The 13,137-nt window shown below is 52.3% G+C and carries 13 protein-coding genes; all 13 read left to right on the top strand.

Features of this window, described 5'->3' with window-relative positions:
• Window positions 1–10: 10 nt before the first annotated feature.
• The gene (locus tag K9N57_07050) at window positions 11–529 is read left to right on the top strand and encodes a hypothetical protein (GenBank protein ID MCF7803928.1); all 519 of its coding nucleotides are present in this window, start codon (window positions 11–13) and stop codon (window positions 527–529) included.
• Entirely contained in the window at window positions 526–2,709 is a 2,184-nt protein-coding gene (locus K9N57_07045) for a TonB-dependent receptor (protein MCF7803927.1), read from the top strand. The genes K9N57_07050 and K9N57_07045 overlap by 4 nt, the downstream gene beginning before the upstream one ends.
• 258 nt (window positions 2,710–2,967) lie before the next feature.
• Window positions 2,968–3,819, top strand: a complete 852-nt coding sequence (locus tag K9N57_07040; protein ID MCF7803926.1) for a hypothetical protein — start codon at window positions 2,968–2,970, stop codon at window positions 3,817–3,819.
• Window positions 3,816–4,841, top strand: coding sequence for a histidine kinase (locus K9N57_07035; protein MCF7803925.1), 1,026 nt, complete (start codon window positions 3,816–3,818; stop codon window positions 4,839–4,841). Before K9N57_07040 ends, K9N57_07035 begins: the two co-directional genes overlap by 4 nt.
• Window positions 4,838–5,587: a LytTR family DNA-binding domain-containing protein gene (locus K9N57_07030; GenBank protein ID MCF7803924.1), complete on the top strand. Its 750-nt coding sequence runs from the start codon at window positions 4,838–4,840 to the stop codon at window positions 5,585–5,587. The genes K9N57_07035 and K9N57_07030 overlap by 4 nt, the downstream gene beginning before the upstream one ends.
• A gap of 199 nt (window positions 5,588–5,786) precedes the next feature.
• Complete coding sequence (locus K9N57_07025) at window positions 5,787–6,233, top strand: hypothetical protein (GenBank protein ID MCF7803923.1); 447 nt, start codon at window positions 5,787–5,789, stop codon at window positions 6,231–6,233.
• 2 nt (window positions 6,234–6,235) lie between these two features.
• On the top strand, window positions 6,236–6,475 hold the full coding sequence (locus tag K9N57_07020) for a helix-turn-helix transcriptional regulator (GenBank protein ID MCF7803922.1): 240 nt from the start codon (window positions 6,236–6,238) through the stop codon (window positions 6,473–6,475).
• A 39-nt stretch (window positions 6,476–6,514) separates the two neighbouring features.
• On the top strand, window positions 6,515–7,486 hold the full coding sequence (locus tag K9N57_07015) for an NAD(P)-dependent alcohol dehydrogenase (GenBank protein MCF7803921.1): 972 nt from the start codon (window positions 6,515–6,517) through the stop codon (window positions 7,484–7,486).
• Window positions 7,483–8,454, top strand: a complete 972-nt coding sequence (locus K9N57_07010; protein ID MCF7803920.1) for an NAD(P)-dependent alcohol dehydrogenase — start codon at window positions 7,483–7,485, stop codon at window positions 8,452–8,454. Before K9N57_07015 ends, K9N57_07010 begins: the two co-directional genes overlap by 4 nt.
• A gap of 21 nt (window positions 8,455–8,475) precedes the next feature.
• On the top strand, window positions 8,476–9,447 hold the full coding sequence (locus K9N57_07005; GenBank protein MCF7803919.1) for an NAD(P)-dependent alcohol dehydrogenase: 972 nt from the start codon (window positions 8,476–8,478) through the stop codon (window positions 9,445–9,447).
• Window positions 9,448–9,541: 94 nt separating this feature from the next.
• Entirely contained in the window at window positions 9,542–11,188 is a 1,647-nt protein-coding gene (locus K9N57_07000) for a methylmalonyl-CoA mutase family protein (protein ID MCF7803918.1), read from the top strand.
• Window positions 11,169–12,155, top strand: a complete 987-nt coding sequence (locus K9N57_06995; GenBank protein ID MCF7803917.1) for a hypothetical protein — start codon at window positions 11,169–11,171, stop codon at window positions 12,153–12,155. The genes K9N57_07000 and K9N57_06995 overlap by 20 nt, the downstream gene beginning before the upstream one ends.
• Window positions 12,133–12,909, top strand: coding sequence for a biotin--[acetyl-CoA-carboxylase] ligase (locus tag K9N57_06990; protein MCF7803916.1), 777 nt, complete (start codon window positions 12,133–12,135; stop codon window positions 12,907–12,909). Before K9N57_06995 ends, K9N57_06990 begins: the two co-directional genes overlap by 23 nt.
• Window positions 12,910–13,137 lie beyond the last annotated feature (228 nt).

Below are 13,137 nucleotides of genomic sequence, written 5' to 3'. Positions count from 1 at the left end.
CCGGCGAATTATGAGAAAAACACTCCTGATTTTAATCTATTGCACATTACTACTGAGTTGCGAGCAAGGCCTGCAACCGGTGGCGGGCTTTCAGGGTACGGTGACACTCCCAACGGATAACTCCGGAGCCGTCATCTGGCCGGATTCGCTGGAAGGTGCCGTGGTCACCTTTGCCGCCACACGCAGCCTCGATCCGGCAAACCTCTCCTTCCAGCAGATCATCGAAAATTTCCTGGGATTCAGTCAGCCGCTTGATACCACACGAGAAACGCAGGAGTATTTTCTGGAAGCACTGCCGACACCGTATTCCTACGTGGCCGGCGTCATCGCGACCACCGTACCGATCACGCAACTGCTGGGACAGCCGCCAGACTCCCTCGTTGCTCATCCGGAGTATTTTAAAGTGCTCGGACTCTACGGATATAAACCGAATAATCCTGTACCGTTTGGACTGATAACCGTCAAAGACGGACAGGTCACCGACAGCATCAACTTTGCCATCGATTACGACACGGAAATCACATTTTGAGAAAGTCATATACAAATATCGTAATGGCATTGCTTGTTGCGATTGGGCTGTCGGGCAATGCAATATCACAAACCACGGGCACCGGGGCAATAACAGGAGTTGTACTCAACAGTGAAACTCAACAACCGCTCCCTGGCGCCAATATCGTCGTCGTTGGCACCGTGATGGGCACAGCTGCAGACGAAAATGGCGAATTTCGGTTGGACGGCTTGTCTCCCGGTGAATATGCAGTTCAATTTACCAATATAGGTTACAAAGCCAGAACTGATACCGTAGATGTTACGGGCGGAGAGTCTCGGTTCCTCCGAATTGAGTTGACGCCGACAGCGTTACAGTCCCCGCAGCTGGTGGTCACCGGGAGCAAACGTTCGGTGCGGGTGACCGAGTCGCCGGTCTCAATTGGAACACTAAGTGAAGACGATCTGCAGCTCCGGATGCCGACTACGCTCAATGAGGTGCTCTCCCTCCAGCCGGGCGTGCAGATGGTCGGCGGGGACGTGAATATTCGCGGCAGCAGCGGCTATACCCGCGGCGCCGGCAGCCGCGTACTGGTGCTGGTGGATGGCGTGCCGCTCCTGGCATCCGACAACGGCGGCATCTACTGGGATGCTGTACCGACGCAAAATATCGAGCGCGTGGAAATCCTGAAGGGGCCGGGTTCAGCACTTTACGGTTCCAACGCGCTGGGTGGCGTCATCAATATTATTACCGCGCCGATTTCACGAAGATCACGGACGTCCGTTCATCTACAGGGAGGACATTTTTCGAAACCATCTTACAGCAACTGGCAGTGGCGTGACAGGCCATTGTTCACCGGAAAGTGGAGCGTTCAGACCGAACGCCGGAGCGGGAAACTCGGCTACCGGATCGGACTCGGCCAACAGAGTTCGCCAGGCTACCTGCAGAACAGCTGGTACCGGCGGTGGTCGGTCAACGGAAAGTTTCAGTATAGACCGAACTCACACCAGAGCTGGGAATCCCGGCTCTTTTTGATGAACGATATCCACGGCGTATTCACCCAGTGGAAGAGTGCTCACGAGCCGTTCAGCGCGCCGGAGGAATCCCTGGGCGACTATATCATCAACGATAAATTCCAGTGGGCGCTGACCTGGTCGAATATCGTCTCACAGAAGCTCTCTCACACGTGGAAGACCATCTATTACCGGACGGCCTTCCAGAATTACCAGCACGATAACGACGACTACTCCACCTCCAACCGTGTAACTACCAACTGGCAGACTGATTTCCACTGGAAGGAAAATCACATTGCGACTACCGGGATGGAAGCCTCTTTTCAGCGGACGGAAGCCAATATCTGGGAGAGTCACACCGGATATGAGGTCGCCGGCTATCTCCAGGATGAATGGCGGATGTCGGTGCGGAGGCGAATGACTTTTGGCATTCGGGCAGATTATTCGCAAATAGACGATTACGAGGGCTACTTCCAGGTGAATCCAAAGATCGGCGTGAACCATCAGCTCACCGATGTCTGGATGCTCAGGGCATCGCTGGGACGAGCGTTTCGGGTGCCGTCCATCGCCGAGCGGTTTATCCGCACGCGCCAGAATATCTTTGAAGTGGAACCTAACCCCAACCTGCAGCCAGAGACGAGCGTCACCGGCGAAATCGGCACACATTATGAAGTTTCCGGGTTTACCGCTGATATTGCGGTCTTTTCCTCGCGGTACAGAGACTTTATCGATCCGATCCAGAATCCCGAGACAGGAAAAATCTCGTTTCAAAACATCACCGATGCACAAATCAGTGGCGCGGAGTCCACTGTAGAGTTTCGGGTGCCCTGGATTCCGGTGGATCAGTCGGTTTCGTATACTTTTCTGCATCCCAGAGATGTCACTATGGACACGGTGCTGGCGTACCGGCACCGGCACAACGTAGTCACCGAAACCCGGATTCTCTGGAGCAGTAAACTCATGACGAGCATCGAATATCAATATCGCAGCAAGGTGGAGCGGGTGCAGCTCTTTCCTTACAATCCGAAGACCGGCGCGGACAAGCGCGTGCCCATCCATCTCTGGAGTCTGAATGCGGCGTATCGACCGACAAAGGCGCTGACGCTCCGGCTCTCCGTCTCAAATCTCTTTCAGTATTATTACGTCATGTTCGAACGGAATATGGGAGCACCGCGGCACGTGCAGATAGGGATCGATTACAATTTTTAGAAGGGACTAAATTAAAAGATGCCATCTTATCGAAAAGATGGCATCTTTAGGAAATAGTTGTTGGTAGTCACGGCTTTAGTCGTGTTTTTGTTTTAGATTCCAAACACCGCCCGAAGGCGGTACTACCAGCAACTTCGCGGTTCCGATTTACCCTCCAAAATTGCCAATTCAGCAACACCAATCCGCAATTCAAACGCGACAATTTGTCTTAGGGGTTTTCCTCGATCTATCTTGGCTCCCAAAAGGGAGGAAAATCCGATGAGAACCTTGATTATCTGTCTCAGTTTCATTCTTGTAGCAACAGGGTTACATGGACAGGATAAGTTTCCTGTACTGAATTTTGACCGACTGCCGCACCATCTCGTTCTCAATAATTCCATCGAACGGTTTTATCAAGTTGTAACGGATTATTTGGACTATGATCTCCGTGGAAATTTTCTCAGGAAGACCCGTGTGACGGGAAAATATACCGCCGGACTGGAAAATGGCGCAGTCAGGTGGAATGACGTCACCATCAGGTATAGCAATGCCGAGAACGCATCATTTTCGTCGTTTTCGGAAGGCAATCCACAGGAGTATATGGAGAATTTTACATACATTCCTTCTGAGACAATCGTACAGAAGAGCTTTTTCGCAGAGATCCCCGAAGCAGACATGCGCATGAAAAACCTCGTCTGGGATATGTTAGGCCTGGAGGGATTCGCGTACTGGTACTGGGATTCCCTGAGAATTAACCAGGAATTCCGGGCAAATGCATTAAATTCCGAGGTGGACCTCGCCGGCGAAGGCACGTTCGAAAACAAAGATATCAGGCTCACCTGGATCGGCGTGACGGACAGAAACTCCGAGCCGTGTGCGATCATCAAATTTTCCACCATGAATAATCCACTCACCATTGAGACCGACGCCATAACCATGCACGGGCGCAGCCATTACTGGGGCGAGGTGTACGTCTCAATGCAGGATAAAGAAATCGAGTACGCCACACTCACAGAGGATGTACTGACGGATATCACCATCATGGGACAACCGAACAATATGCTAGGGTACACTGTGCGAAAAATGACCGTATCCCGAATCAATAAAATGTCGCCGGAGGAAAAGCGATGAAAGCGCGAGAAACGTCAACCAAATTCTGGCTGTGGTACCATATCGGTCTGTTACTGTTCAGCGCACTGATGGCCATAGTGATGAAATTTATTCAGCAGGGCAGCGTTCTTCCGGTCATATTTCCCACTGTTTTTCTTATCTCGGAAAGTATGGGATACATGGCAATTTACGTGATGCGGAAATCCCGGGGGTACAGCCAGCAAGAACTGCGCAAAAAAATCCTCCCGGCGCTGCTACTGTTTTTCGTAGCCTCATTTCTCATCGTCAACGTGATCGTCTCCCTGGGCGTTTTCGGTTGGTTCGTGTATGCGGGGTTGGATTTGAGCGACTTCTGGACACACCTGTTCCGGAACGAACTGGCTACCGCAAACATCCGGTTCGCGTTCTGGCTGCTCTTCTTCTGCATCGCCTTTTTCTACATCCTGTGGCAGAAAGCGGCGAAGCGGGAAGAGCGCCTGCGAGCGGAGAACCTCCGGTACCGGTACAATACGTTGAAATTGCAGGTGAATCCGCACTTTCTGTTTAACAGTCTGAATATTCTCTCAGAGATGGAGGGGCGTGAAACCGAGGAGTACGTCCAGAAATTATCCGGCATTTACCGATACGTGCTGGAAAACGAGAAGACGGACTTCATTCCACTGGAGGAAGAACTCCGGTTCGCCCGGCGATATTTCGACTTGCACCGGGAGCGGGACGGGGATAAAATTGTGCTGGAGATTGATGTAGCAGAAACCGAACAATATCAAATCATACCTATGTCATTGCAAATACTCATAGAAAACGCGCTCAAGCATAACACCCGATCCCAATCGAATCCGCTGCGAATACAGATATCTCAAGCGGAAAATTATATTACGGTATCCAATAATATCCAGCGGAAAGAGACGCTGGAAAAGTCCACCCGAACCGGGCTATCAAATCTGAGAGAACGAGTCAGACTGCTGATGGATCGGGAGATGGATATCCGGGAAGAAGACAACCGATTCATCGTGAAATTGCCAATCAGACGGGCCGCTCAATGAAAGTCGTGATCATAGAAGACGAGGCGCTGGCGGCGCAGAAATTCCGCCGGCAGCTCCGGGAGATCGACGACTCCATAGAAGTCGTCACCGTCCTGGAATCGGTGGAAAACGCCACCAACTGGCTGGCGACCAATCCTGCGCCGGATCTGATCTTTATGGACATCCAGCTGGAGGACGGCCTCTGCTTCGAGATATTCGATCATCAGCGGATTGGGACGCCGGTTATCTTCACCACGGCGTACGATGCGTATACGCTAAAGGCGTTCAAGGTCAACAGCGTGGACTACCTACTCAAGCCCATCGATGCCGGGGAACTCGAAAAGGCAATAAAGAAGTTCCGGCGTGTCCATGAGCAGAACGGTGCGCAAAAGCTAGACGTCATGCTGAATCTCCTGCGACCGGGGACAAAGAAGCGCTTCCTCATCAAAATCGGCGAGCATTACAAGTCCGTGCCGGTCTCGGAGATTCAGTACTTTTTTGTCCGGGATCGCAGTGTGTACATCTGTGTTGATGGCGGCAAGCAGTATGTCATTGACTATTCCCTGGATGCCATCGAGGAAATGATCGATCCGGAGACATTCTTCCGCATCAATCGGAGTATTATTGTGCGGGCAGGTGCAATTCGGGATATGATTGCGCATTCGTCCAGTCGCCTGAAATTAGCGCTGAACAACTGGTCGGGCTCTGAAAACGTTATCGTGAGCCGGGAGCGCGTTGCCGACTTCAAGCGGTGGATGGATCGGTGAGCGAGTTAATAGCTTATCCGATTCTTGGTAACTAGAATCTGTATTTTCAATTCAATTTCTTCCACCAACTCTCATCTCTTGAATTCGAGCTATATTTTTCCTGATAAGTAAAAAATACTTGTCTTTAAGTAAAATATATTTATCTTTTAGTAAAATTAATTGGACAATATGTCAAGATAAGCAGACGCTTGAGGGCAAAATGACTTTCAGGGAACGAAGAACAGTTGCTTCATTTATCAGCACGCTGCTGATTTTCGGAATCTATTTTTATTTTCTGCTCCGGCGATATCAGGGAGAGACCCTGCAACTGTCTGAGGAACTCAGATTCTGGGCCATGGCAACCCTGATCTTCATTGGGATCATGGTTGTATTCAAAATCATCAGCTACATCATATTTACCATCCTCCACGCCATCGCTACCAGGGAGTACGAAAAAATTGATACGGATGAACTGGAAAAATTGATCGAATTGAAGGCAACCAGGAATGCGTATGTGGTATTTTTAGCAGGGTTTATCCTCTCCCTGGTAACACTCATACTCGGAATGCCGGTGATGGTTATGTTCAGCTCGCTGATCGGCGCGTTTACCCTGGCGGCGATGAGCGCAGATATTTCCCAACTCTATTTCTATCGCAAAGGTGTCTGAACATGGGAAAGACTCAGGTCACGAATACCATCCGCACACTGCGGTTCCTCAGCGGGGAGATGACCCAAAAGGAACTCGCAGAGAAGGTCGGCGTCACCCGGCAGACCATCGTTGCCATCGAGAACGAAAAGTATTCGCCGTCGCTGGAACTGGCATTCCGGATTGCCCGGGTTTTCGATAAGCCGCTGGAGGAGGTCTTCACCTATGAGTCGAAAGGTGATTCCAATGGAGAAAACCAGTAACGGAAGTATCCGATAAACTCGTTTAAGAGGTATAGAATAATGAAGGCGATAACATACGCAAAATACGGTTCACCGGATGTGTGCAAGATCCGCGAGGTTGAAACACCGGTCCCCGAAAGCAATGAAGTGCTGGTGCGCGTCCATGAGGCGCCGCTTACCAATGCGGACATGGCCTTCCGGAAGGGCAAGCCGTTCATCGCACGGTTTTTCAGCGGATTGATTCGGCCTCAAAAGTTACCAGGAGGAGAACTGGCCGGGATCATCGAGGCAGTGGGAAAAGACGTAACAAAGTTTACCCCTGGTGACCGTGTTTTCGGGTCAACGGATATCAATTTTGGAGCGCATGCCGAGTACAAGTGTCTGCCGGAAGATGGAATGCTGGTGAAAATGCCGTCCACGTTGTCCTTCGGAGAGACCGCCGGCATTTGCGACGGCGGATTTACGGCGCTCTATTTTCTGAGAAATAAGGCGAATATTCAGAGCGGACAAAAAATCCTGATCAACGGCGCTTCCGGCGCCGTCGGCACCTACGCGGTGCAACTCGCCCGGTACTTTGGCGCGGAAGTGACAGGCGTCTGTAGCACGACGAACATTGAATTAGCCGAATCGCTGGGAGCCCACCAGGTGATCGACTATACCAGAGAAAATTTTACCGAGAGCGATCAGACCTACGATATCGTATTCGATGCGGTGGGCAAAAGTTCATTTTCGGAGTGCAAAAAGGTATTGACCAAAGATGGGTTATATCTCACTACCGTTCCCTCGGCTGCCATTTTTCTTCAGATGGCGTGGACATCGGTGGGTAAGGGAAAGCAGGCGATATTTGCCGCTTCGGGGCTGAATCAGGACAGGGAGGATTTACTCTTTCTCAGGGAGCTGCTGGCATCCGGAGAATTACGGGCGGTCGTTGATCGGCGCTATCCGATGGAACAGATCGTTGAGGCGCACCGCTACGTGGACGAAGGACATAAAAAAGGTAACGTTGTTATCACCGTGAGAAAGGCGGAATGAAAGCAGTAACATACACCGAATACGGTACGCCCGATGTTTTACAATTCAGTGAGGTGGACAAGCCCGTACCTGAAGATGATGAAGTATTGGTGCGGGTACACGCAGTATCGGTGAACGACTGGGACTGGGGTCTGCTCCGGGGGAAGCCGTTCGTGAACAGAATAATGCACGGTCTCCGCAAGCCGAACCTGCAAATCCTCGGATCGGACATTGCAGGAGTTGTGGAAGTAGTCGGGGAAAACGTCACACGGTTACAGCCGGGTGATGCGGTATTCGGCGATCTCTGTGAATGCGGTTGGGGCGGTTTCGCCGAATGGGTGTGTGCCAAAGAGGATGCTTTAACCCTGAAACCGGCCGGCATGTCGTTCGAGCAAGCCGCTGCTATTCCCCAGGCAGGACTTCTTGCTCTCCAGGGCCTCGGAGATGAAAATGATATCCCACCGGGAACACAGGTTCTAATTAATGGCGCCGGTGGAGGCGCCGGAACGATTGCAATCCAGATCGCCAAAACCCGCGGAGCCGAGGTGACGGGTGTCGACCGGACAAATAAACTGGAACTGATGCGATCCCTTGGCGCCGACCACGTAATAGATTTTACCCGGAAAGATTTCACCAAGACCGGGGAGCAGTACGACCTGATTCTCGATGTGACCGCGCGCCGTTCGGTTTTCACATATCAACGGGTATTACGCCCCGGAGGCAGATATGCAGCAGTTGGGGGTGATACGGCAGTGCTTTTCCATATAGCCCTGTTGGGCAGAATATTTTCGCTGGCGAAGGACAAAAAAATGGCACTTGTAATATACGAGCCCAATCAAGGTTTGGACCGAATGATAGAGTTGTTTGAATCCGGGAAAGCTGTGCCGGTGATTGACAGAGTGTATCCCCTGGACGAAACAGCCGAGGCTTTCAGATACTTCGGTAGTGGGAAGCATAAGGGGAAAATTGTTATCTCTGTGGCAAACTAAAAAAACAGTCTGGAGTATTAAGTGAAAGCCGTGACATATTCCGAATACGGTTCACCCGATGTGCTCAAATTAGAAGAGGTTGAAAAACCTGTTCCCAGGGACGATGAAGTCCTGATTAAAATCCATGCGGCGACCGTCACCGCCGGGGACTGCGAACTCCGGCGGTTCGACATCGATCCCCTGTTCTGGATTCCTGCGCGATTGTTTATGGGCATCCGGAAACCACGAAAGAGAATCCTTGGACAGGAACTGGCCGGCGAGATTGAGGAGGCCGGCAAGGAGGTAACCAAATTTAGAAAAGGGGACCGGGTATTTGGTCCGACCGAGTTTACGCTGGGCGCTCATGCGGAATATATTGCTTTACCGGAAAGTTCTATGATGGCGCAAATGCACGCAAACATGACCTATGAGGAGGCGGCGACCGTCCCTACCGGCGGACTGAACGCCCTGCATTTTTTGAGAAAAGCAAATATCCAACCTGGAGAAAAAGTGCTCATCAACGGCGCTGGCGGAAGTATCGGAACCTATGCCATCCAGCTGGCGAAACTGGATGGAGCGGAGGTCACCGCCGTGGATCGTCAGGAAAAACTGGATATGCTACGTTCAGTTGGCGCCGATCATGTCATCGATTACACCAAAGAAAACTCTACCAAAGATGGAAACACGTATGATGTCATTTTTGATGTTGTGGGTACAAGCCCATTTTCCCGGAGCGTACGGTCACTCCGGCCGAACGGCCGCTATCTGCTGGCAAACCTAAGTCTGGCAGATATGATCCGGGGATTTTGGATTTCAAAAACAACCTCTAAAAACGTAATAAGCGATCTGGCGGATTATGCAATGGAAGAGTTGCATCATTTGCGGGATCTCATAGAAGCCGGAAAGATTCGGGCAGTCATCGACAGACGCTATCCACTGGAGCAGATCCCCGACGCGCACCGATATGTGGAGACCGGACGCAAAACCGGCAATGTGGTTATTACAATTAAGTAGCACCCCATCGTTGTGCCACAGCTTTTCCAATGATCTTTCACCGATACGTTTTATATTTAATTTCCATTAGGTGTAATTACTGCCAAAGATTACTATGACCTCAAACTCAAAGAGTCAGTGGAAGCGGGAAACCCTGCATCCGGCGCTGGAGCGATATCCGGAGCGGAAGGAGAAGTTTACGCCGTCTTCGAATATCGAAATCAAGCGCCTGTATACGCCTGATCCGGAGTTCGATTATCACGAACAGCTGGGATATCCCGGCGAATTTCCGTACACGCGAGGCGTCCAGCCGACCATGTATCGGGGCAAGCTTTGGACCATGCGGCAGTATGCCGGATTCGCATCGGCCGAGGAGAGCAATAAGCGCTACAAATATCTGTTGAAGCAGGGAACGAAGGGGCTCTCCGTCGCATTCGATCTGCCGACGCAGATCGGCTACGACTCGGATCATGAACTGGCCGAGGGCGAGGTCGGCCGGGTCGGCGTGCCAATCAGCTCGCTTCGGGATATGGAGGTCCTGTTCGACGGCATTCCGCTGGACGAGGTAAGCACCTCCATGACTATCAATTCCACCGCGCCGATCCTGCTTGCGCTGTATATCGCGGTGGCGGAGCAGCAGGGAGTACCGTCGGAAAAGCTTCGCGGCACCGTACAAAACGACATCCTGAAGGAGTACATTGCCCGCGGGACGTATATCTATCCGCCGGAGCACTCCATGCGGCTGGTGACCGATATATTCGAGTACTGCGAGGATAATCTTCCCAAGTGGAATACCATCTCCATCTCCGGCTACCACATCCGGGAGGCCGGCGCTACCGCCGCGCAGGAGCTGGCGTTTACCGTAGCCAACGGTTTGGCGTACGTGGACGCGGCCATCGATAGGGGACTGGACGTGAATACCTTTGGCGCCCATCTCTCGTTCTTTTTCAACGCACACAACAACTTTTTCGAGGAGATTGCCAAGTTTCGGGCGGCGCGGCGGCTCTGGGCGAGGCTCATGACCGAGCGGTATGACGTGACCAATCCCAGGGCGATGCAAGTACGGTTCCACACCCAAACTGGTGGCTCCACGCTCACAGCCCAGCAGATGGAGAACAACGTTGCCCGCACCACGATCCAGGCGCTGGCGGCTGTCCTGGGCGGGACGCAGTCGCTTCATACCAATGGGAAAGACGAAGCCGTAGGCCTGCCTACCGAAGAGTCGGCGCGGACAGCCATTCGGACTCAACAGATCCTGGCGCACGAGAGCGGCGTGGCCGACACGGTGGATCCTCTGGCGGGATCCTATTTCGTGGAATCGCTTACCGATGATATCGAGGAACAGGCCAGGGAAATCCTTGGCGAAGTTGAGGAACTCGGCGGCGCGGTCAACGCTGTGGAATCCGGTTACTTCCAGCGGGAGATCGGGAAGAGCGCTTATCGCTATCAGCAGGAAGTGGAAAAGGGCGAGCAGATCGTGGTCGGCGTCAATAAATACGCAGAAGAGAACGATCCGGAACCAGATATCCTGCAGATCGATCCGGAACAGACCCAGCGTCAGATCGATCGACTGCAGAGTGTGAAATGGGAGCGGGATGCTGAACGCGTGCAGACATCTCTGGAAAAAATCCGGAGAATGGCGGATTCGGATGAGAATTTAATGCCCGCAATCCTGGAGGGCGTGAAATCCTATGCGACTCTGGGGGAAATTTCCAACGTGTTACGGGAAGTATTCGGAGAATATGAATCCGCAAACTACTAAGCGGTACGACTGCGTGGGCATCGGGCTGTCGCCGTACGATTTTACGGTGCAGGTGGAGCGACATCCCGAGACTAACAGCAAGAACGTAGCACTCCGACACCACGGACAGGGTGGCGGGCCGGTACCGAATGCGATTGCCGTACTGGCGCGGCTGGAGTGCCGGACGGCGCTGGTGACCACCATGGGGGACGACATCTATGCGGAACAGGTCTATCAGGAACTGGATTCGTATGGGATTAACCTGAAGGGCTTTCGCAGAGATGGTAAAAGGAGGTCACTTCAGGCGCACATCATCGTGGAGCAGGATTCCGGGAACCGTACGGTGATTCTGAATTCGGACGATTTGCCGGAGATTCGCCCTGATCAGGCGCCGGACAGTCTCCTGGCCGAAACGAAACTCGTGGTGATAGACAGCCGTCCCTCGCCGGGGATTCTGACCATGGCAGAGGAGGCGAAGCGGCACGGCGCCGAGGTGTTGATGGACGCCGGAAGCGTGCAGAAACACACGGAAGATGCACTGCATCTGGTGGATTATCCAATTCTCTCCAGCCGGTTCGTGAAAGACTACTTCGGTCACAGCAACATGGAACGGGCGTGCCGGGAGATACGTGAATTCGGCGGGACAATTGCAGGCATTACTATGGGCGATGAGGGGAGCTATCTCGCCAATGAAGATGCAATGCTTTACTTCCCGGCGTTCGACATTGAGCCGGTAGACACTACCGGCGCCGGGGACGTCTACCATGGCGGACTCATGTATGGGATTTTGAGTGGGTGGCCGTTGAAGGCCATCGGACAGTTCGCCAGCGCGGTGGCCGCCATCTGTTGTATGCATCTGGGTGTGCGTAGACACCTCCCGGATTTGGAAGAAATCAAAGAATTTATGCTGGAGCACGGCGTGGAGAAGCATCCGGTGCTCCAGGAACAGATAGACATATTCGGCAATGCAGATACCCCTGACGAGTGAGTCCATCCGGTCTCACCTGGCCACGGATACCTTTGGTTGGAATATTATCCTGAAGGATTCCCTGCCTTCCACCAACGATTTGGCAAAACAGGAAGATTTCGCCCACGGCTCCGCCGTGCTGGCCGAGGAGCAGACCGCCGGCAAGGGGCGACTCGGACGTAATTGGATGGCGCCAAAAGGTTCGAGTATCCTGATGACCATCGTGCTGCGACCGGAGCGGGAAATTCAATCCATGCAGATTATAACGCTGGCTTCTGGCATCGCGGTGGTGGAGGCCATCCGGGAATTGTATTTGCTTCCGGCACGACTCAAGTGGCCGAACGATCTGACCATCTATGAGCGCAAAGTCTGCGGCATCCTTGTGGAGAGCCAGCTCCGCGGCGATGGTATTTCCAAAATTCTGGTGGGGCTCGGTTGCAATGTGAACCAGCATCCCGCCGATTTCCCGGACGATTTGCGCATGCCGGCAACGTCTCTGAAGATCGACGCTAACCGGGAACTGGACAGGAATGAACTGACCGGTCATATCCTCAACCATTTTGAAGAACGATACAATCAGGTACTCGATGGACAGTCTGAAAAAATTGTGAATGACTGGAAGAAGAACAGCAATCAACTAGGCCGAAATGTGCGATGGCTCGAAAATGATAACGAGCGTACCGGCGTGCTCCGGGATATTTCTCCGGACGGTGCGGCGGTAGTCGAATTCGAGGACGGATCGACGGAAGAGATCATCTCCGGCGACCTGCTTTGATGAAAGAATAGCACGCTGATCCCGGCAAGCCGGGATTCACAGAAACAACGGATGACCGCCGATAAAAAAACAGATTAAACACTGAAAAACACCGAAAGCACTGAAATAAAGACAACCAAGAACGAACGACTAACAATCCCGGAGGGATCCCTTTGGGACAAACGGAAATCAAAATTATAATAAAGGAAACGAAGCAGGGAATGTTCGGGATTAGTTGTCGATTGTGAT

This window comes from Candidatus Neomarinimicrobiota bacterium, assembly GCA_021734025.1.
GTDB lineage: Bacteria > Fidelibacterota > JAANXI01 > JAANXI01 > JAANXI01 > JAANXI01.
Note: the sequence above shows the minus strand (reverse complement) of the source record. Positions and strands in the feature narration are given on the sequence as shown.